This is a genomic window from Pseudomonas sp. GL_117, assembly GCF_057835125.1.
Genome location: NZ_CM174418.1, coordinates 596,082 through 615,797, shown reverse-complemented (window position 1 = coordinate 615,797; position 19,716 = coordinate 596,082). Strand labels below are relative to the sequence as shown.

The window sequence follows — 19,716 nt, the reverse complement described above, 5'->3', positions numbered from 1 at the left end:
CACCACGGGTGCCATTAAATTGATAGCACCGCGAAAGAAGGATTCAAAGCAAGGGTCGTGCCGCTTGGTCGCCAGAAACGACAAAGGGCTCCCGAAGGAGCCCTTTGCTTTTTACATCAACAGCTTATTAAGCGAACGGGTGACGCAGAACGATGGTTTCGTTGCGGTCCGGCCCCGTCGAAATAATGTCGATCGGTGCGCCGATCAGCGCTTCAACGCGCTTGATGTAGGCACGGGCGTTGGCCGGCAGTTCTTCCAGGGTTTTGGCGCCCACGGTCGATTCGGTCCAGCCCGGCACTTCTTCGTACACAGGCAGCAGGCCCACGTAGCTGTCAGCGTCGGTCGGGGCAACATCATTACCGTTTGCGTCTTTGTAGCCGACGCAAATGTTGATGGTTTCCAGGCCGTCGAGTACGTCCAGCTTGGTCAGGCAGATGCCCGAGATGCTGTTCACATCGATAGCGCGACGCAGGATAACGGCGTCGAACCAGCCGCAACGACGGGCACGGCCGGTGGTGGCACCGAACTCGTGGCCTTGCTTGGCCAGGTGAGCGCCGACTTCGTCGAACAGCTCAGTCGGGAACGGACCCGAACCTACACGGGTGGTGTAGGCCTTGGTGATGCCCAGGATGTAGTCCAGGAACATCGGGCCAACACCGGAACCGGTCGCAACGCCACCAGCGGTGGTGTTGGAGCTGGTCACGTACGGGTAGGTGCCGTGGTCGATGTCCAGCAGGGAGCCTTGGGCGCCTTCGAACATGATGTCTTTGCCGGCGCGACGCAGGTCGTGCAGCTCGGCGGTCACGTCCAGCATCAGCGGCTTGAGCAGCTCAGCGTATTCCTTGCACTCAGCCAGGGTCTTGTCGAATTCGATAGCCGGTTCTTTGTAGTAACCGACCAGCATGAAGTTGTGGTAATCCACCAGTTCACGCAGTTTGTCTTCGAAACGCGGCATGTTGAGCAGGTCGCCCACACGCAGGCCACGACGTGCGACCTTGTCTTCGTAGGCCGGGCCGATGCCGCGACCGGTCGTACCGATCTTCAGCTCGCCACGCGCCTTTTCACGGGCCTGGTCCAGCGCGACGTGGAAGGACAGGATCAGCGGGCAGGACGGGCTGATACGCAGGCGCTCGCGCACTGGTACGCCTTTCTCTTCCAACTTGATGATCTCGCGCAGCAGGGCGTCAGGTGCAACCACCACGCCGTTGCCGATCAGGCACTGCACGCCTTCGCGCAGCACGCCCGACGGGATCAGGTGCAAGACGGTTTTTTCGCCATCGATGACCAGGGTGTGGCCAGCGTTGTGGCCACCTTGGTAGCGCACTACGGCGGCAGCATGTTCGGTCAGCAGATCAACGATCTTGCCTTTGCCCTCATCACCCCATTGGGTGCCCAGGACTACGACATTCTTACCCATAACACTTGTCCTCATTCGCGCAAACTTGGTGCCGGCGATGGCCGGCAGGAAAACTCAAGAAGCCAGTGGCGATACTTGCCAAAGCCCGTTCTGCTGAATCAATTGCCGGTCGCAGTCCGCTTCACGGGCGGCGGCCAATGGCTGCCCAGGCAAAGCCTGGACGACACGCTGACCCTCACTGCGCAACTGGCAAACCTGCTGCCAGAGTGCCGCGTCCGTACTGTCGGGCATCCAGATGCCACCAGACGGCAGCTCGACCTCAGCACGCCCCAGGGTCACCAGGGTTTTCAAATCGGTAGAGAAGCCGGTCGCCGGACGGGCACGACCGAAGTCGGCGCCGATGTCGTCATAGCGACCGCCTTGGGCGATGGCCTGGCCAACACCCGGTACAAACACCGCGAACACCACACCAGTGTGGTAGTGGTAACCGCGCAATTCACCCAGGTCAAAGTACAGCGGTAACTGCGGGAAGCGCGCCGACAGTTGCTCGGCGATAGCCAGCACATCGTCCAGTGCAGCCAGTACCGGCGCCGGCGCCTTGGCCAGACGTTCGCGCGCAGCCACCAGCACTTCACGACCACCGCACAGGTTGACCAGTGCACGCAGCATCTCGGCCAACTGCGCAGGCACGCCTTCGGTCAAGGCAATCACTTCATCGATCGCCTTGCGTTGCAGGGCGTCGAACAGCTGTTGCTCCACTTCACCGGACAAACCGGCCGCACGGGCCAGGCCGCGGTAGATACCGACGTGGCCCAGGTCCATGTGGACATCAGGTACGTCAGCCAGTTGCAGCATGGCCAGCATCAAGCTGATCACTTCAACGTCGCTGCTCGGGCTGGCATCGCCATACAACTCGGCGCCCAGCTGGATCGGGCTACGGGAAGACGACAAGGCACGTGGCTGCGCATGCAGCACACTGCCGGCGTAGCACAGGCGGCTCGGGCCTTCGCGACGCAGGGTGTGCGCGTCAATGCGCGCCACTTGCGGCGTGATGTCGGCACGGAAGCCCATTTGCCGGCCCGATTGCGGGTCGATGACCTTGAAGGTGCGCAGATCCAGGTCCTGGCCCGCGCCGGTCAGCAGGGATTCCAGGTACTCGATATGGGGGGTCACGACAAACTCGTAACCCCAGCTCTGGAACAGATCCAACACCTGGCGACGCGCTACTTCAATGCGCGCAGCTTCCGGTGGCAGTACTTCTTCGATGCCATCTGGCAGCAGCCAGCGGTCTACCGTTGCCATTACGCCATTCCCCTTTGATCCGGGCGGCCAGCCCTAGGCCGAGCCTTGAGTGAAGCAGAAAATGCCCGCCGCCTGCATAAACCACGCGCAAGAGCGACGTGACGAATGGCCTGCAATCGGCCTCGTCGGGCACTTTCCTCGAAAAACCTGTCACGCCTGCCGAATCAAACATGCAGACGCAAAAAAGCCGGGAATTTCCCGGCTGCCGCATCATACACCCGTTTTCTGAAAGGATCACCCCGCCAGGCGTTTTAGCCGCCCGACGGAGTGCGTCCTACACAGTGACGAGCTGATTACTTGGCTTTTTCCAGGTAGCGGAAGAAATCGCTACTTGGGTCCAGCACCATGACGTCGGTTTTGTTCGCGAAGCTTTCACGGTAGGCGCGCAGGCTACGGTAGAACGCGTAGAACTCCTGGTCCTGGCCGTAGGCCTTGGCGTAGATCGCTGCGGCTTGAGCATCACCATCACCACGGGCCACTTCGGACTCGCGATAGGCTTCTGCCAGCAGTACACGGCGCTGACGGTCGGCATCCGCACGGATACCTTCAGCCAACTCGTTACCCTTGGCGCGGTGCTCACGAGCCTCACGCTCACGCTCGGTGCTCATACGCTCGAACACGCTGCGGTTCACTTCCTTCGGCAGGTCAATGGCCTTGACCCGGACATCAACCACTTCAATGCCCAGCTCTTTTTCCGCCATCGCGTTCAACGAACGCGTGATGTCAGCCATCAGCGCGTCACGTTCACCGGACACCACCTCGTGCAGCGTGCGTTTACCGAACTGGTCACGCAGGCCCGACTCAAGACGACGCGACAAACGATCGTCGGCGAGTTGCTTGATACCAGAAGTTGCCGTGTAGAAACGCTCGGCATCCTTGACGCGCCACTTGGCGTAGGCGTCAACCATCACGGCTTTCTTTTCCAGGGTCAGGAAGCGCTGCGTCGGTGCATCCAGGGTCATCAGGCGAGCATCGAACTTGCGCACCTGGTTGACGAAGGGGACTTTCACATGCAGGCCTGGCTGGACATCCGCCTGGACCACGCGACCGAATTGCAGCATCACCGCGCGCTCGGTCTGAGACACGATGTAGAAGCAGTTCCAGGCCGCGATGACCACGACGACGCCCACAATCAGGGCGGTCAGCGATTTATTGCTCATCAACGACTCTCCCTGCTACGTGTTTGCTGTTGCAGCAAGTCAGCGGCCGCACGGGCGCTCGCTTCATTGGCAGCGGCTGTCGAACCTGTGGCCGGTGCGCTGGTGCTGCTACGACCACCTTCGATCATCTTGTCCAGAGGCAGGTACAACAGGTTGTTCTGCCCACCTTTGTTGCCGGTCACGAGAACCTTGCTGGTGTTGCTGAAGACTTCCTGCATGGTGTCCAGGTACAGACGCTCGCGGGTGACTTCCGGAGCCTTGCGGTACTCGGCGACCAGCTTGGTAAAGCGATCCGCCTCACCCTTGGCGCGGGAGACCACTTCGTCACGGTAACCGTTGGCATCCTCAAGGATACGCTGGGCCTGACCACGGGCTTCCGGCACGACGCCGTTGGCGTAGGTTTCAGCCTGGTTGCGCGAACGCTGCTCGTCTTCACGGGCGCGGATCACGTCATCGAAGGCTTCCTGAACTTCACGCGGTGCGGCTGCGCTCTGTACGTTCACCTGGGTCACGGTGATACCGGTGCGATAGGTATCGAGGAACCGCTGCAGGCGCTCCTTGATCTCGCTGGCCATCAGTTCACGGCCTTCGGTCAGTACCTGGTCCATGGCGGTGGAACCCACCACGTGGCGCAGGGCACTTTCGGTCGCGTGTTGCAGGCTGATTTCCGGCTGGTCGACGTTCAGCACGAAGTCCTGCAGGTTGCTGATCTTGTACTGCACGGTCAGCGGCACTTCGACGATGTTCTCGTCTTCGGTCAGCATCTGGCCCTGCTTGGTGTAGGCACGCTCACGCGTGACGTTTTCCATGTACTTCTTGTCGATCGGCGGGAAGTAGATGTTCAGGCCCGGGCCGACAGTCTCGTAGTACTTGCCGAAGCGCAGCACCACGGCCTGCTCCTGCTCGTCCACGACGTAGACAGCGCTGTACAGCCAGACGGCTGCCAGCACGACAAGGCCCAGGCCCAGCAGGCCGTAGCCGCCGCCCTTGCTTGTGCGACCACTGTCGTCACCACCACGTTTTTTTCCACCACCGAACAACCCATTCAGGCTTTCCTGCAGCTTTCGGAAGGCCTCGTCGAGATCTGGTGGCCCCTTGCGGTCGCCATTATTGCGGCGTTTACCACCCCAAGGATCCTGATTATTCGAGTTGCCACCCGGCTCATTCCAAGCCATAGCGCTCTCCATCTGATAAAGCAAAGGCGCACCCACGGCGCGCCGACCAATGCTACAGAATGCCTGCTACTGCGGCACAACCGCTTTCGGAGGCTTTTATTGCAAAGTGTGTTGTTCGATGAACTCTGTCGGTACTACGCCTTCACGACTGACCAGCCGATTAAGCTCCGTGCGCGGCAATCGAACAGCCAGCAAGCTGACACCTTCTTCGTCGTATTCTTCTTTCTGTACTGCGCCCAACTCGAAAAACTGTGCACGCAGTCGAGCAAAACGCTGGGGCAAGCGCAAGGTGCCGACGAACAAATCGCTGCCGAGCAATTCGGCAATGGCTTGTTCAAGCAGCTCCAGGCCACTGCCGTCGCGCGCCGACAGCCATACCCGCTGGGGCTTGCCGTTCTCATCGCGCTGGATCTGTGGCTCAACGCCTTCAAGCAAATCGAGTTTGTTATAGACCTCGAGGATCGGCAAGTCCTGGGCGCCAATCTCGCCCAATACCAGCATCACCTGCTCGATCTGCAACATGCGATCCGGTTCGGCCGCATCGATCACGTGCAACAGCAAATCGGAATTGCTCGACTCTTCGAGCGTAGACCGAAATGCCTCGACCAGCTTGTGGGGCAAGTGACGAATGAAGCCCACGGTGTCCGCCAGGACAATCGGCCCCAGGTCGTCGAGATCCAGACGGCGCAAGGTCGGGTCGAGAGTGGCGAACAGTTGGTCGGCCGCGTACACGTCGGATTTGGTCACGTTGTTGAACAGCGTGGACTTGCCGGCGTTTGTGTAGCCCACCAGGGACACGGTAGGTATGTCCGCACGCGAACGCCCACGGCGCGATTGCTCGCGCTGGCTGCGCACTTTTTCCAGCCGGCCCTTGATCTGGCGCAGGCGCACCCGCAGCAGACGCCGGTCGGTTTCCAGTTGGGTTTCACCCGGGCCACGCATGCCGATACCGCCACCCTGACGTTCAAGGTGAGTCCAGCCGCGAACCAGCCGCGTGCTCATGTGGTCAAGCTGGGCCAGTTCAACCTGGAGCTTGCCTTCATGGGTACGGGCGCGTTGGGCGAAAATATCGAGAATCAGGCCGGTGCGGTCGATCACGCGACACTCGAAGACACGTTCGAGGTTGCGTTCCTGACTGGGCGTGAGGACGTGATTGAAGATCACCAGATCGGCTTCTTCGGCGTGGACCAGGTCGCGCAGTTCCTCGACCTTGCCGCTGCCAATCAGGAATTTGGCGGTTGGCCGATGACGCGGCACGTTAAAAAACGCAACGGTCTCGGCGCCGGCCGAATTTGCCAACTCCTGAAACTCCTGCGGATCTTCGCGCGCCTCAGGGTCCTGTCCATCCAAGTGAACGAGGATTACCCGCTCACCACCACCGTGGCGCTCAAAGAACAAAGGAGACTCCTATCAGGCGTTACCTGGCTCAGCGTCAGCTGCGTCATCACCGGTCGCGCTAGGCAGACGGATTGGACGAACTGGAACCACTGTAGAGATAGCGTGCTTGTAAACCATCTGGCTGACGGTGTTTTTCAGCAGGATGACGAACTGGTCGAACGATTCGATAGTGCCTTGCAGCTTGATACCGTTCACCAGGTAGATGGAAACCCCCACTTTCTCTTTACGTAAAGTATTCAAGTAAGGGTCTTGTAGCGAATGCCCTTTTGACATGTGCCGCACTCCTTTAAGGATCAATAATAAAAAAATCGGAAAATAGATAACTCATGGCCGTCACACCCCCAAGGATAGACGGCAATTGCAAGGACTCAGCTCAATATGGAGACCGTTCCCAAGTATTTCAAGGCGCGTGACAGATTGTCGCTGTCCAGGCTGTCCAGCCAGTGCAAATCGCTCCAGCTGCGCAACCAGGTGAACTGGCGTTTCGCCAATTGGCGCGTGGCGATGATGCCGCGCTCCTGCATTTCGGCTGACGTCAGCTTGCCATCCAGATGATCCCAGACTTGGCGGTAGCCTACAGCACGTATCGAAGGCAACCCTGGATGCAGGTCACCTCTGGAACGCAGTGCTACGACCTCGTCTATAAACCCCTGTTCCAACATAATTGTGAATCTTTGTGCAATTCGTTCATGCAGCACCTGGCGATTTGCCGGAGCGATGGCCAGATTCGCCACAGTATAGGGCAATTGTGACTGTCCAGATGCGCCTGCATCAGCACTTTGCGCAGATTGTCGCTGCCGATGCCAGGTCATGGTCTGGCCGCTGACACGCCAGACTTCCAGGGCGCGACTGAGCCGTTGGGGATCATTGGGGTGAATACGCGCGGCGGACACCGGGTCCACAGCCGCCAACTGGTCGTGCAAGGCTTGCCACCCAAGGCGTGCAGCCTCTTCTTCCAGCTCGGCGCGCACCTGGGGATCGGCCGGTGGCATCTGCGCCAGGCCTTCCTGCAAAGCCTTGTAGTAGAGCATCGTGCCCCCGACCAGCAGCGGAATATTGCCGCGCGCGGTGATCTCGGCCATGGCGGCCAGGGCATCGGTACGGAAATCCGCCGCCGAATAGCTCTGGGACGGGTCAATAATGTCGATCAGCTTGTGCGGATACTGCGCCAGCAGCTCTTTGGAAGGTTTAGCCGTGCCGATGTCCATGTCCCGGTAAACCAGGGCAGAGTCGACGCTGATCAGCTCGCACGGCAGCACCTTGGTCAGCTCGATGGCCAGGTCAGTCTTGCCGGCAGCCGTGGGGCCCATCAGGAAGATCGCGGGGGGCAGGGCACTCATCAGCGACCGCGCAAGAACAGTTTGTCCAGATCGTCCAGGCCCATCTGGGTCCAGGTCGGTCGGCCATGGTTGCACTGCCCGCTGCGCTCGGTGTTTTCCATGTCACGCAGCAGGCCGTTCATTTCCGGCAGCGCCAGGCGGCGGTTGGCGCGGATCGCACCGTGGCAGGCCATGGTGCCGAGCAGTTCGTTGATATGCGCCTGGACGCGGTCGCTGGTGCCGTATTCCATCAGGTCGGCAAGCACGTCGGCGACCAGGCGGTTGGCTTCGGCCTGCTTGAGCAGCGCGGGAATCTGGCGGATGGCCAGGGTTTCCGGGCCCAGGCGCTGCAACTCAAAGCCGAGCTTCTGGAACACCCCGGCATGCTCTTCGGCGCAGTCGGCTTCGCGCTGGCTGACCGCCAGGGATTCCGGCACCAGCAGCGGCTGGCCGCTGAGACCCTCGCTGGCCATGGCGATCTTGAGGCGCTCGTACATGATCCGCTCGTGGGCGGCGTGCATGTCCACCAGCACCAGGCCGTGGGCGTTTTCCGCGAGGATATAGATGCCCTTGAGCTGCGCCAACGCGTAACCCAACGGCGGAATATCACCGCCACCTTCCGGCAGAGCCACGGCACCGGGCTCGGCGCCCGGCAGCGGCGCGAAGAACTCGCGATACGCCGCCTGCGCTTCGGCTACCGGCACTGCCGATTGCGGACGCGGAGTGTATTGATACTGATAGCCGGCACCTGCGCCGGAACCCGGTGCAGCAAAGGACGGCTGTGGCGGCGTCGATTGCAGCAGGTTGCCCGCCAGGCTCATTTCGCCCTGAGGCCCGAACTCACCGGCCTGCGGACCGCTCGGGCGTACCACCGCGGTCACGATCGGCGCGGACAGCTGATCATCCGGACGCACATCGCCCAAGGTGCGGTGCAAAGTGCCATAAAGGAAGTCGTGCACCATGCGCCCATCACGGAAACGGACTTCGTGCTTGGTCGGGTGCACGTTGACGTCCACCACCGACGGGTCGACCTCAAAAAACAGCACAAACGTCGGATGCCGCCCGTTGAACAGCACATCGCGGTAGGCCTGGCGCACCGCGTGGGCCACCAGTTTGTCGCGCACGGCGCGACCGTTCACAAAGAAGTACTGCAAGTCCGCCTGACTGCGGGAAAAGGTCGGCAAACCGACCCAGCCCCACAGGCGCAAGCCGTTGCGTTCGATTTCAATCGGCAGCGCCTGCTCCAGAAAGCCCGCACCACAGATCGCCGAGACACGGCGCGCACGCGCTGCCTCGTCATGGGCCTCGTGCAGGCTGAGGATGGTCTTGCCGTTGTGGCGCAGGTGAAACGCCACGTCGAACCGCGCCAGGGCCAGGCGCTTGATGACTTCTTGCAGGTGATCGAATTCGGTTTTCTCGGCCTTGAGGAATTTGCGCCGCGCCGGGGTATTGAAGAACAGGTCGCGCACTTCCACCGAAGTGCCCACCGGATGAGCCGCCGGCTGGACCCGGGGCGCCATGTCGCGGCCCTCGGTTTCCACTTGCCAGGCCTGTTCGGCGGCGCGGGTGCGCGAGGTCAGGGTCAGGCGCGCCACGGAGCTGATGGACGCCAGCGCCTCACCCCGAAAGCCCAGGCTCATCACCCGCTCAAGGTCTTCCAGGTCGCGGATCTTGCTGGTGGCGTGACGGGCCAGGGCCAGCGGCAGGTCATCGGAGGAGATGCCGCTGCCGTCATCCCGCACCCGCAGCAGTTTGACGCCGCCCTGCTCCACGTCCACGTCGATGCGCTTGGCGCCGGAGTCGATGCTGTTTTCCAGCAGCTCCTTGATCACCGATGCCGGGCGCTCAACCACCTCACCGGCGGCAATCTGGTTGGCCAGGCGCGGGCTGAGCAGCTCGATACGCGAGCCGTTGTTCAACGCTGATTCACTCATTACTGTGCCGCCAATTCGGTGCCAGGGATGGTCAACACCTGGCCGACTTTCAATTCATCGGTCTTCAGGCTATTGGCGCTGCGCAACGTCGCGGCCGAGACCTGGAAACGCACGGCCAGCATGGCCAGGGTGTCGCCCGGCTGCACGCGATGGTCACGCGGGCCCTGGGCGATTTTGCCGGAGTCGCGCAGCCAGGCGATATAGGTGCCAGGCGGAGGATTCTGCTGGAAGAACTGACGAATACCGGCACTGATCGAACGCGCCAAGGCCTGCTGGTGACTGGCGCTGGCCAGCTTCGAGGCTTCGTTGGCGTTGGAGATAAACCCGGTTTCCACCAGGATCGACGGGATGTCCGGCGACTTCAGCACCATGAACCCGGCCTGCTCCACGCGTTGTTTGTGCAGCGACGTGACCCGGCCGATATTGCTCAGGACTTTCTGGCCGACGTTCAGGCTGGAGGTGAGCGAGGCGGTCATCGACAGGTCGAGCAACACGCCAGCGAGCATTTTGTCCTTGTCATCGAGGGACACGTTGCCGGCCCCACCGATCAAGTCGGAACGGTTTTCGCTGTCGGCCAGCCAACGGGCGGTCTCGGACGTGGCGCCGCGATCCGACAAGGCAAACACCGAAGCACCGAATGCGGCAGTGGACGGCGCGGCGTCGGCGTGGATCGAGACGAACAGGTCGGCGCCTTTCTTGCGCGCGATCTCGGTACGCCCGCGCAACGGGATGAAGTAGTCGCCAGTACGCGTCAGCTCGGCGCGGTAGCCTTTCATGGCATTGACCTGACGCTGCAGTTCGCGGGCGATGGCCAGCACCACGTCTTTTTCATGCTGCCCACGGGAACCCGAGGCACCCGGGTCTTCGCCACCGTGACCGGCGTCGATCACCACGATAATGTCGCGCTTGCCCGCCGGGGCCGGTGGCAACGGTGGCAACTTGACCTGCGGTTGCGCCGGGCTGACCGGGACGGCGGGCACGGTCGCCACGCTCGGGGTAGGTGCCGGTGGCGGGTTGGCGTCGGCGGCGTTGTCGAACAGGTCGACCACCAGCCGGTTGCCGTACTGGGCGTTGGGCGCCAGCACAAAGCTCTTCGGGGTCACGGCTTTTTTCAGGTCGATGACCACGCGCAAGTCAGTCGGCGTACGTTGGGCCGAACGCATGGACGTAATCGGGGTGTTGGCGGTGGAGACTTTCAGCGGCGCAGCCAAGGTCGCACCGTTGATGTCGATCACCAGTCGATCCGGCGCCGACAAGGTAAAGACACTGTGCTGGACCGGGCCAGACAGGTCGAACACCAGTCGCGTGTTATCCGGCGCTCGCCACAGGCGCACACTTTTCACCTGTGAAGCAGCCAGAACATTGACAGTCATTGCCGCAAGCAACACCCCTACGACAGCAACCAACGCGCGAAAGCGCATACCTAACCCCACCAATTATTTGAATTCCAATGCCAAAGCGGCGCACCACGACTGGCCGCGCGCGCTCTGGGGCAACAACTTCAACTGACGTCCTGTTTCATGCGGCGTAATGGTAATGGTCAGGTCCGGCTTTGGCAAAAAGCCTGTGCCTTTATCTGGCCACTCGATCAGGCACAACGCATCTTCATCGAAGTAATCCCGGATCCCCATGTACTCCAGCTCCTCGGGGTCGACCAAACGGTAGAGGTCGAAGTGAAAGGCGCGCACGGCGCCAATCTCGTAAGGCTCTACCAGGGTGAACGTCGGGCTTTTTACCGCGCCCGCATGGCCCAAGCCGCGAATGATTCCCCGGGACAACGTGGTCTTGCCCGCCCCCAGGTCGCCCTCGAGAAAGATCAGCCCCGCACCGGCCGTGACCTGCGCGATGCGCTGACCGAACGCGACCATGGCGTCTTCATCGGCCAGGAATAGGATTACTTCAGACACGGTGACTGTTCCTCCAGCAATTGACGAATGGCAGGTATCAGGTCACTGGCCGCCAGGCCGCGACCAAAGCTGCCCTGGCGATCCCCCGCCGTGGCGTGCAACCACACAGCCAGGCAGCTGGCGTCATAGGCTGGCATGCCCTGGGCCAGCAATGCTCCGACGAGACCGGCCAATACATCACCCAAGCCTGCCGTGGCCATTGCCGGATGGCCTTGGTCACAACGCGAAACACGTCCATCCGGGCTGGCAATCAAACTGCCAGCCCCCTTGAGAATAGCCACTGCATTGAATTTCCGGCTCAACGCGCGCGCCACCTTAAGACGATCAGCCTGAACCTCGGCTGTCGACAGGCCCAACAACCGCGCAGCCTCACCCGGATGCGGGGTGATGACACTGTTGGCCGGCAAGTTGACGTTGCCCGTGGCCAGTTGGTTCAAGGCGTCGGCGTCCCAGACCTGTGGCCGGTGCGCATTGGCAGCGACGGACAACAGGCTTTTGCCCCAGGCGGCATCGCCAAGGCCTGGACCAACCACGATGACCGAAATTTTCTCCAGCAAGCCCATCAACTGGTTGGCCGAGCTCACGCCAACGGTCATCACTTCCGGCAAACGGGCCAAGGCGGCAGGCACGTGCTCCGGGCGCGTCGCCAGGGAGACCAGGCCTGCGCCACTGCGCAAGGCACTTTCCGCGCTGAGCAGCGCAGCCCCGCCCAAGCCACGGTCACCGCCAATCACCAGCAGGTGGCCGAACCGGCCTTTGTGGGCGTCCGGGGAACGCGCAGCCAGTTGCGGTAAATCGCCAGGCAACAGGGGCTGAACGTCGTTAATTGAGTGTTTTGTCTGCGGCATGCGTCTTCGGGCTCCGATGTCTGGCAGAATTATACGCATCTAACCTGTGGTTTCCCCTGTCTCATGCCCGCGATTACCTCCGATCTGCCCGCCCTCGCCCAATCGATCAAAGACTGGGGTCGCGAACTGGGCTTTCAACAAGTCGGCATCAGCGGCCTGGACCTCGCCAAGCATGAACAGCACCTGCAACGCTGGCTCGACGCCGGCTACCACGGCGAGATGGACTACATGGGCGCCCACGGCAGCAAACGCTCCCATCCCGATGAACTGGTGCCCGGCACGCTGCGCGTGGTCTCGCTGCGCATGGACTACCTGCCCGGCGACACCCAAATGGCGCAACTACTGGCCAAGCCGGAAAAAGCCTACATCTCGCGCTACGCCCTCGGCCGCGACTACCACAAGCTGATCCGCAAGCGCGTGCAACAACTGGCCGACCGCATCCAGGCGCAGATCGGGCCGTTCGGTTTCCGCGCCTTCGTCGACAGCGCGCCGGTGCTGGAAAAAGCCATCGCCGAACAGGCCGGCCTGGGCTGGATCGGCAAGAACACCCTGGTGCTCAACCGCAAGGCCGGCAGTTACTTCTTCCTCAGCGAGCTGTTTGTCGACCTGCCGCTGCCGGTGGACGAGCCCCATGGCACCGAACACTGCGGGCGTTGCACGGCGTGCCTGGACATCTGTCCCACCAATGCCTTCGTCGGCCCCTATGTGCTGGATGCCCGGCGCTGCATTTCCTACCTGACCATCGAACTGAAGAACGCGATCCCGGAAGAGCTGCGCCCGCTGATCGGCAACCGGGTATTTGGCTGCGATGACTGTCAGATCGTGTGCCCGTGGAATCGTTTCGCCCGAGCCACCGACGAAAGCGATTTCAAGCCTCGCCACAACCTGGACAATGCCGAGTTGGCCGAGCTGTTTATGTGGGACGAGGACAAATTCCTCAGCAGCACCGAAGGTTCACCCCTGCGTCGCGCCGGGTACGAGCGCTGGCTGCGCAACCTGGCGGTGGGCCTGGGCAATGCGCCATCGAGCATCCCCGTGCTGGAAGCCTTGAAGGCACGGCGGGACTCCCCCTCAGAGCTGGTGCGCGAGCATGTGGAATGGGCGCTGAAGCAGCACGCCACGCGCGGCTAGTGGACGTCGTCGTTATAGACGAACTTGGGCATTTCCCAGTGAAAACGGATCGCCAGCAGGCGTAAGAGAAAGCCGCTGAACAAAGTCAGCAGAATCGCCTGTTCGCTGGGCAGCTCCAGATACAGACACAGCAGGTAGAACCAGGCGGCGAGGAACGACACGCTGGCGTACAGCTCACGTCGAAAGATCAGCGGGATGTCGTTGCAGAAAATGTCCCGCAGGATGCCGCCGAACACGCCGGTGATCACGCCACTGACCGACGCCACCAGCATGCCATGCCCCATTTCCAGGGCGGTCATGCAACCGATCAAGGTGAACGCCACCAACCCCACGGCATCCAGCGCCAGGAACAGCGAGCGCAGATGGCGCATCAACGGCGCGATAAAGATCGTCACCAGCGCCGCCACCGAGGTCAGCACCAGGTATTCCGGGTGTTTGACCCAGGTCAGCGGGTAATGCCCCAGCAGCACGTCACGCACCGAACCGCCGCCCAGCGCCGTCACGCAAGCGATCAGCACCACACCAAACCAGTCCATACCGCGCCGCCCGGCGGACAGGGCGCCAGTCATGGCTTCGGCGGTGATGGCGATGAGGTAGAGCATCAGCAGCATGGTGGCGATCCTTGCGATGTTGTAGTGAGCGGGCTTGCCCCGCGCTGGGGCGCGCAGCGGCCCCAAAGCAGGCAATGATACCTGCTTGGACGAGTATGTAGGCTGCATTCGGGGCGCTTCGCGCCCCAGCGCGGGGCAAGCCCGCTCACTACAGAAAGAGATAGGCGCTCATCGCAGGGGTTGGCTCAAGCCTTGATGAAATGCTTGCGGTAATGCTGCAACTCGGCGATCGACTCGCGAATATCATCCAGCGCCAGATGGGTGCTGCCTTTATGGAAGCTGTCTTTGACTTCCGGCGCCCAACGCGCGGCCAGCTCTTTCAAGGTGGACACATCCAGGTTGCGGTAGTGGAAGTAGCTCTCCAGCCCCTTCATGTGGGTATAGAGGAAGCGGCGGTCCTGGCAGATGCTATTGCCGCAGATCGGCGACTTGCCCTTGGGCACCCACTTTTCCAGGAACGCGATGGTCTCGGCTTCGGCTTCGGCCATGCTGATGCGGCTGTCGCGCACGCGCTGGGTCAGGCCGGAGTTGCCGTGGGTGCGGGTGTTCCATTCGTCCATGGTGGCCAGCACGGCGTCGCTGTGATGGATGGCGATCACCGGACCTTCGGCCAGGGTATTGAGGTTGCTGTCGGTGACAATGGTGGCCATCTCGATGATGACGTCGGTGTCGGGGTTCAGACCGGTCATTTCCAGATCGATCCAAATCAGGTTCTGTGGGTTTTGCATGGCTCTATTCTCTTGGCACCTTGGCGTAGCTGCGCAGTTTAGCAGGCGGGGCCGTGCTAGACTCGCGACCGTTTTACCCAACCTTTGCATTATCGACACGGAACACCAATGGCCAAACGCCAGCTCAATCGTCGCCAAAACTGGCGCATCGAAAAGATTCAAGGTGAACGCGCTGCTCGCGCCGCCAAACGTGAATCCTCCGCCGTGGAAGCGCTCGAGGGCGGCGACCTGGGCCCCGAGCAAACGGGCCTGGTGATCGCGCACTTTGGTGTGCAGGTCGAAGTCGAGGCGCTGGAAGGCGAACTCACAGGCCAGGTATTCCGTTGCCACCTGCGCGCCAACCTGCCTGCGCTGGTCACCGGCGACAAGGTGGTATGGCGTGCCGGCAACCAGGGCATCGGCGTGATCGTCGCCCAGTTGCCGCGCACCACTGAACTGCGCCGCCCGGACAGTCGCGGCCAGCTCAAGCCGGTGGCGGCCAACGTCGACATGATCGTGATCGTGTTTGCGCCGCTGCCCGAGCCCCACGCCAACCTGATCGACCGCTACCTGGTGGCAGCCGAGCACGCCGGCATCCGCCCGCTGCTGCTGCTGAACAAATTCGACCTGATCGACGAGCAGAACGCCCCGGCGCTCAATGCGCTGCTGGCGGTCTACCGCACCCTGGGTTACCCGGTGCTGGAAGTGTCGGCGCACCACGGCAACGGCATGGAGCAACTGCAACAGCAGTTGGATGGACGCATCAGCGTGTTTGTCGGCCAATCGGGCGTGGGTAAATCCTCGCTGGTCAACAGCCTGCTGCCGGAAGTCGAAACCCGTGTAGGCCCGTTGTCGGAACTGTCCGGGCAGGGCACCCACACCACCACCACCGCGCGGTTGTTCCACTTCCCCGGCGGCGGCGAACTGATCGACTCCCCGGGCATCCGCGAATTCGGCCTCGGCCACGTCAGCCGCAGCGATGTGGAAGCGGGCTTCATCGAGTTCAACGACCTCATCGGCACTTGCCGCTTCCGCGATTGCAAACACGACCGCGAGCCAGGCTGTGCGTTGCTCAAGGCGCTGGAAGATGGACGCGTGCAACAGCAGCGGATGAACAGCTATCGGTCGATTATTGCGAGTCTTCCTGAAAGCAGTTACTGACCCTTGCTTGCGCTGGGGTGCGCAGCGCCCCTAAAAAGTCGGTGACTGCTGCGCAGCATAGAAAGCTGCGCCACAGGGCAGGAACAAAAAGGCCGCGATCATCGCGGCCTTTTTGCGTGTGCAGCTTAAGAACCAGCTTTAGGCACCGTAGGATCTTTCACCCCACCATCGTCAAACAGGTTCAGCTTCTGCCGCAGCTCATGGGCCGGCAACGGCTCCTGCCCTGGCGGGAGGGCGTTCGGGTCGGCCGGTACTTCACCGGGCGCACCCGCACCTGAGGTCGGCGCCGGTTTGGGTTGATCACCTTCAATCGCACGCTGGGCCTTTTTGGTCAGCACGACGATGTCGATCCGCCGGTTGATCGGGTTGAACGGGTCTTTGGGATCAAACAGCTGCGAGGAGGCAAAGCCCACCACGCGCGCCACTTGCGGGTCCGGGTAGCTGCCGGCCACCAGCGCGCGGCGGGCGGCGTTGGCACGGTTGGCGGAGAGTTCCCAGTTGCCGAAGTCGCCTTGGCCCGCGTACGGCTTGGCGTCGGTGTGGCCGCTGATACTGATCTTGTTCGGCACCGCCTTGATGGTGTCGGCCATGGCCAGCAGGATGTCTTCGAAGTAAGGCTTCAGGCGCGCGCTGCCGGAGTCGAACATCGGCCGGTTGGCCGCGTCGGTGATCTGGATGCGCAGGCCGTCCGGGGTGATCTCAAACGAGATCTGATCCTTGAACTTCAGCAGTTGCGGGTTCTCCTCGACCTTGGTCTGCAACTCTTGCAGCAACAGTTCCAGGCGTTCCTGCTCGACCTGCTCGGCCATGGCTTCGACGGTGTCGCGCTCAATCGGGATATGTTCCTGCGGCGCTTCGGTCTTGACCTCCGGGTTGATGGTGCGCTCCGGCGCCAACTGCGGCGAGCCGCCCAGGTCGATCACGAAAGGCGTGCCGCTTTCCGAGAAGCCGATCGGGTCCTTGAAGTAACCGGCGATGGCGATCTTCTGTTCCGGCGTGGCGGTGGACATCAGCCACAGCACCAGGAAGAACGCCATCATCGCCGTGGCAAAGTCAGCGAAGGCGATTTTCCAGGCACCGCCATGGTGCCCCGCAGCGAAGCGCTTGACGCGCTTGATGATTATCGGCTGGTTGTTTTCCATGGCTTAGCGACCGCGAACCGCTTGTTCCAGCTCGGCGAAGCTTGGGCGATGTTTCGGGTACAACACTTTACGACCGAACTCCACCGCCAGCGATGGCGGCATGCCGGAAGCGGACGCTACCAGGCTGGCCTTGATCGATTCGTACAGGTTGATTTCTTCCTTGGCATCGTGGGCCAGGGAGGTGGCCAGCGGGCCGAAGAAGCCGTAGGCCGCGAGGATACCGAAGAACGTACCCACCAGCGCCGCACCTACGTGCATGCCGATGGCCGCCTGGTCGCCTTCGCCCAGGGAAGCCATGGTCACCACGATACCGAGTACCGCCGCAACGATACCGAAGCCGGGCATGCCGTCGGCGATGCCGGTCACGGCGTGGGACGGATGCTCCAGTTCTTCCTTGAGGCTGAACAACTCCATGTCGAACAAGCCTTCCAGCTCATGGGGGGCCATGTTGCCGGAGGACATGATGCGCAGGTAATCGCAGATGTAGGCGGTCATGCGCTCGTCTTTGAGCACCGCCGGGTACTTGGCGAAAATCGGGCTGGCGGCAGCGTCTTCGATGTCGGCCTCGATGGCCATCATGCCTTCGCGGCGGCTCTTGTTGAGGATCTCATACACCAGGCCCAGCACTTCAAGATAGAAGGTGTGGGTAAAGCGCGAACCGAACATCGCCAGGGATTTCTTGACCACGTGCATGGTCATGTAGCCGGGGTTCGCCTGCAGGAATGCGCCCAGTGCGGCGCCACCGATAATCATCACCTCGAAGGGTTGAATCAGCGCGGCAATTTTACCGTGGGACAGGACGTACCCACCGAGCACGCTTGCGAAGACGACGATGATGCCGATAATTTTAGCCATAGGGGATGAGTACTTGCGCCGTCGGGTTCATGGACATATTTGGTGGAACTGAAAAACTCTTGTTCTACTTATCGGCAAAACTGCGCCAGACTATAGCCCGTTAAGGCGAAAAGCCAGTTCGGCCCGCTCCGGGCGTGTTGACCGCAAGTGATGATCGCGCCCCAATCATGGCTAATGAAACGACAGTCCCAACTGCAAAACCCAATTCTCTCGCCGCTTGGATCAAGCGCCTGGACGATGTGCTGCTGCCCGTCCCCCAGGCCAGTCACGAGCGCGTGTGCAAAGCCATCCGCGATAACCGCAGTTCGTTGCGCGATATTGCCGAGCTGATGCAAAACAGCCCGGCGCTGGTGCTCAGCGTGATTCGCGAGGCCAACAGCCATACCCATGGCAGCTTCACGGAACCGGCGGAAAACCTCGAAGTGGCGCTCAACCGCCTCGGCCTCAAGCGCGCCGAAGAGCTACTGGCGCGCCTGCCGTCGGTGCCGGCCCAGGAAATACCGGTGGCCTTGCGCCAACTGTTGCTGGTCAGCCAGCACGCCTCGCAGCAGGCCAACGGTTTGTTCGCCAGCCGCCTGGCGCGGTTGTGGCAGGACATCCACTGGGGCAGCCTGTTGTTCCTGTCGCCGCTGTGGCCGATGGCCGTCGCCTACCCCAAGCTCCTTGAAGAATGGGAGCTGCGGGTGATCCACAAAGGCCAGTCCGCGCGCCAGGTCGAACAGGAACTGTTCGGCGTGCGCCTGCTCGACCTGTGCCTGGGCTTGACCGAAACCTGGCACCTGCCGATCTGGGTGTCCCAGGGCTACAACCTGCTACTCAAAGAGCAGCGCTTGCTGGTCAAGGCCCTGCGCATCGCCCGCGAGGACGACGCGCTGCGCCACCAGCAATTGCTCGACGCCGAACCCAACCTGCGACGCTGGCTGAACCAGCCGGCCAACACCGTGCTGCTGGCCAACGGCCTGGCGATGTCGGCCCAGGAATCCTGGACTTGCCCGCACACCGAGCGCTGGCAATACCTCACCGCCCTGTACCTGCAACAGCCGCTGGGCGATGTGCAGCAACAGGTGCACCAGCAAGCCGTGACCAGCGCCCGCAGCACCTTGATGCCCGACCTCTGGCACCCGGCGCTGTCGCTGATCTGGCCGTGGCATGTGCAAAAAATCCATCGCGGCCTGCTGCCGGCACCACCGCCCACCGCCGAAGCACTGGCCCTGTGGCGCAGCCGCTGCACCGAGTTGCTGGTGGAACCGAGCCGCTTCGCCAACGCCATGCACCTGACCACCTGCGCCAAAGAGGCACTGGTGGCCAGCGGCATGCAACGGGTCATGCTGCTGATGACCGACCGCGCCCAAAGCACCTTGCGTGTGCACCAGGCCGACGGCCTGCCAAAGGACGCCGCCAACCTGAGCCTTGATGTGACCAACAGCACCTTGCTGCAGCGCCTGCTGGAAAAATCCGCCCAGGTGCGCCTCAACCCGGACAACCACGCGCAGTTCTCGGCCTTGTTGCCGCCGATCCTGCGTCGCCTGTTCAACGGCGAGCACCTGCTGCTGCGCTCCCTGAGCTGCAACGGCAAGGTGGTGATGCTGATGGTGGCCGACCAGGGCGGCGGGCCGTTCTCGGAAACCACCGTGCAAGCCTTCGGCAAAACCGCCCAATGCATCGAGAAAGCCCTGCACTGCTTTACCAACCGCAGCGCCTGATGCTTG

Annotated in this window: 18 protein-coding genes; 3 read left to right on the top strand and 15 right to left on the bottom strand. The window is 61.9% G+C overall.

Annotation, left to right across the window (positions count from 1 at the left end; translation table 11 throughout):
* Positions 1-127: 127 nt before the first annotated feature.
* The 11 genes from AC3ISR_RS02620 to AC3ISR_RS02570 form a co-directional block, all read right to left on the bottom strand.
* Positions 128-1,417: an adenylosuccinate synthase gene (locus AC3ISR_RS02620; protein WP_192300273.1), complete on the bottom strand. Its 1,290-nt coding sequence runs from the start codon at positions 1,415-1,417 to the stop codon at positions 128-130.
* A gap of 54 nt (positions 1,418-1,471) precedes the next feature.
* Entirely contained in the window at positions 1,472-2,659 is a 1,188-nt protein-coding gene (locus AC3ISR_RS02615; RefSeq protein ID WP_192300274.1) for an ATP phosphoribosyltransferase regulatory subunit, read from the bottom strand.
* A gap of 293 nt (positions 2,660-2,952) precedes the next feature.
* The gene (gene hflC, locus AC3ISR_RS02610) at positions 2,953-3,819 is read right to left on the bottom strand and encodes a protease modulator HflC (RefSeq protein WP_192300275.1); all 867 of its coding nucleotides are present in this window, start codon (positions 3,817-3,819) and stop codon (positions 2,953-2,955) included.
* Positions 3,819-4,994: an FtsH protease activity modulator HflK gene (gene hflK, locus AC3ISR_RS02605; RefSeq protein WP_192300276.1), complete on the bottom strand. Its 1,176-nt coding sequence runs from the start codon at positions 4,992-4,994 to the stop codon at positions 3,819-3,821. The genes hflC and hflK overlap by 1 nt, the downstream gene beginning before the upstream one ends.
* Before the next feature lie 96 nt (positions 4,995-5,090).
* Positions 5,091-6,392, bottom strand: a complete 1,302-nt coding sequence (gene hflX / locus AC3ISR_RS02600) for a ribosome rescue GTPase HflX (protein WP_017734959.1) — start codon at positions 6,390-6,392, stop codon at positions 5,091-5,093.
* Positions 6,393-6,404: 12 nt separating this feature from the next.
* Positions 6,405-6,665 carry an RNA chaperone Hfq gene (gene hfq, locus AC3ISR_RS02595; protein ID WP_176997135.1) on the bottom strand — a complete coding sequence of 87 codons (261 nt, stop codon included), beginning with the start codon at positions 6,663-6,665 and terminating at the stop codon, positions 6,405-6,407.
* Positions 6,666-6,760: 95 nt separating this feature from the next.
* Complete coding sequence (gene miaA, locus AC3ISR_RS02590) at positions 6,761-7,732, bottom strand: tRNA (adenosine(37)-N6)-dimethylallyltransferase MiaA (RefSeq protein WP_192300277.1); 972 nt, start codon at positions 7,730-7,732, stop codon at positions 6,761-6,763.
* Positions 7,732-9,645, bottom strand: coding sequence for a DNA mismatch repair endonuclease MutL (gene mutL / locus AC3ISR_RS02585; protein WP_370694879.1), 1,914 nt, complete (start codon positions 9,643-9,645; stop codon positions 7,732-7,734). Before mutL ends, miaA begins: the two co-directional genes overlap by 1 nt.
* Complete coding sequence (locus tag AC3ISR_RS02580; RefSeq protein WP_192300278.1) at positions 9,645-11,066, bottom strand: N-acetylmuramoyl-L-alanine amidase; 1,422 nt, start codon at positions 11,064-11,066, stop codon at positions 9,645-9,647. The genes mutL and AC3ISR_RS02580 overlap by 1 nt, the downstream gene beginning before the upstream one ends.
* A gap of 15 nt (positions 11,067-11,081) precedes the next feature.
* Positions 11,082-11,552, bottom strand: a complete 471-nt coding sequence (gene tsaE, locus AC3ISR_RS02575; RefSeq protein WP_192300279.1) for a tRNA (adenosine(37)-N6)-threonylcarbamoyltransferase complex ATPase subunit type 1 TsaE — start codon at positions 11,550-11,552, stop codon at positions 11,082-11,084.
* A complete protein-coding gene (locus tag AC3ISR_RS02570) occupies positions 11,540-12,400 on the bottom strand; it encodes an NAD(P)H-hydrate dehydratase (RefSeq protein ID WP_463984688.1) in 861 nt (286 codons plus the stop codon). Before AC3ISR_RS02570 ends, tsaE begins: the two co-directional genes overlap by 13 nt.
* Before the next feature lie 63 nt (positions 12,401-12,463).
* Between AC3ISR_RS02570 and queG the strand changes: the two genes are divergently transcribed.
* Positions 12,464-13,531, top strand: a complete 1,068-nt coding sequence (gene queG, locus AC3ISR_RS02565) for a tRNA epoxyqueuosine(34) reductase QueG (protein WP_463984687.1) — start codon at positions 12,464-12,466, stop codon at positions 13,529-13,531.
* Here the strand turns inward: queG and AC3ISR_RS02560 are convergent.
* A complete protein-coding gene (locus AC3ISR_RS02560; RefSeq protein ID WP_012721908.1) occupies positions 13,528-14,142 on the bottom strand; it encodes a trimeric intracellular cation channel family protein in 615 nt (204 codons plus the stop codon). The two genes, queG and AC3ISR_RS02560, sit on opposite strands and share 4 nt — an antisense overlap.
* Before the next feature lie 185 nt (positions 14,143-14,327).
* Complete coding sequence (gene orn / locus AC3ISR_RS02555; RefSeq protein ID WP_003171343.1) at positions 14,328-14,870, bottom strand: oligoribonuclease; 543 nt, start codon at positions 14,868-14,870, stop codon at positions 14,328-14,330.
* A 108-nt stretch (positions 14,871-14,978) separates the two neighbouring features.
* Here orn and rsgA point away from each other — a divergent pair, with 108 nt between their 5' ends.
* On the top strand, positions 14,979-16,010 hold the full coding sequence (gene rsgA / locus AC3ISR_RS02550) for a small ribosomal subunit biogenesis GTPase RsgA (protein ID WP_192298253.1): 1,032 nt from the start codon (positions 14,979-14,981) through the stop codon (positions 16,008-16,010).
* 125 nt (positions 16,011-16,135) lie between these two features.
* On the opposite strand, the gene motB is transcribed toward rsgA, so the two are convergent.
* The gene (motB, locus tag AC3ISR_RS02545) at positions 16,136-17,152 is read right to left on the bottom strand and encodes a flagellar motor protein MotB (protein WP_463984686.1); all 1,017 of its coding nucleotides are present in this window, start codon (positions 17,150-17,152) and stop codon (positions 16,136-16,138) included.
* A 3-nt stretch (positions 17,153-17,155) separates the two neighbouring features.
* Entirely contained in the window at positions 17,156-18,007 is an 852-nt protein-coding gene (motA, locus tag AC3ISR_RS02540; RefSeq protein ID WP_122308461.1) for a flagellar motor stator protein MotA, read from the bottom strand.
* Between the two features lie 167 nt (positions 18,008-18,174).
* Here motA and AC3ISR_RS02535 point away from each other — a divergent pair, with 167 nt between their 5' ends.
* Positions 18,175-19,710: an HDOD domain-containing protein gene (locus AC3ISR_RS02535; RefSeq protein ID WP_192298255.1), complete on the top strand. Its 1,536-nt coding sequence runs from the start codon at positions 18,175-18,177 to the stop codon at positions 19,708-19,710.
* Positions 19,711-19,716: the final 6 nt, after the last annotated feature.

Coding starts and splice junctions, on each gene's coding strand:
- AC3ISR_RS02620 (WP_192300273.1), bottom strand. CDS start 1,417: ATGGGTAAGAATGTCGTAGTCCTGGGCACCCAATGGGGTGATGAGGGC.
- AC3ISR_RS02615 (WP_192300274.1), bottom strand. CDS start 2,659: ATGGCAACGGTAGACCGCTGGCTGCTGCCAGATGGCATCGAAGAAGTA.
- hflC (WP_192300275.1), bottom strand. CDS start 3,819: ATGAGCAATAAATCGCTGACCGCCCTGATTGTGGGCGTCGTCGTGGTC.
- hflK (WP_192300276.1), bottom strand. CDS start 4,994: ATGGCTTGGAATGAGCCGGGTGGCAACTCGAATAATCAGGATCCTTGG.
- hfq (WP_176997135.1), bottom strand. CDS start 6,665: ATGTCAAAAGGGCATTCGCTACAAGACCCTTACTTGAATACTTTACGT.
- miaA (WP_192300277.1), bottom strand. CDS start 7,732: ATGAGTGCCCTGCCCCCCGCGATCTTCCTGATGGGCCCCACGGCTGCC.
- mutL (WP_370694879.1), bottom strand. CDS start 9,645: ATGAGTGAATCAGCGTTGAACAACGGCTCGCGTATCGAGCTGCTCAGC.
- AC3ISR_RS02580 (WP_192300278.1), bottom strand. CDS start 11,066: ATGCGCTTTCGCGCGTTGGTTGCTGTCGTAGGGGTGTTGCTTGCGGCA.
- AC3ISR_RS02570 (WP_463984688.1), bottom strand. CDS start 12,400: ATGCCGCAGACAAAACACTCAATTAACGACGTTCAGCCCCTGTTGCCT.
- queG (WP_463984687.1), top strand. CDS start 12,464: ATGCCCGCGATTACCTCCGATCTGCCCGCCCTCGCCCAATCGATCAAA.
- AC3ISR_RS02560 (WP_012721908.1), bottom strand. CDS start 14,142: ATGCTGCTGATGCTCTACCTCATCGCCATCACCGCCGAAGCCATGACT.
- orn (WP_003171343.1), bottom strand. CDS start 14,870: ATGCAAAACCCACAGAACCTGATTTGGATCGATCTGGAAATGACCGGT.
- rsgA (WP_192298253.1), top strand. CDS start 14,979: ATGGCCAAACGCCAGCTCAATCGTCGCCAAAACTGGCGCATCGAAAAG.
- motB (WP_463984686.1), bottom strand. CDS start 17,152: ATGGAAAACAACCAGCCGATAATCATCAAGCGCGTCAAGCGCTTCGCT.
- motA (WP_122308461.1), bottom strand. CDS start 18,007: ATGGCTAAAATTATCGGCATCATCGTCGTCTTCGCAAGCGTGCTCGGT.
- AC3ISR_RS02535 (WP_192298255.1), top strand. CDS start 18,175: ATGGCTAATGAAACGACAGTCCCAACTGCAAAACCCAATTCTCTCGCC.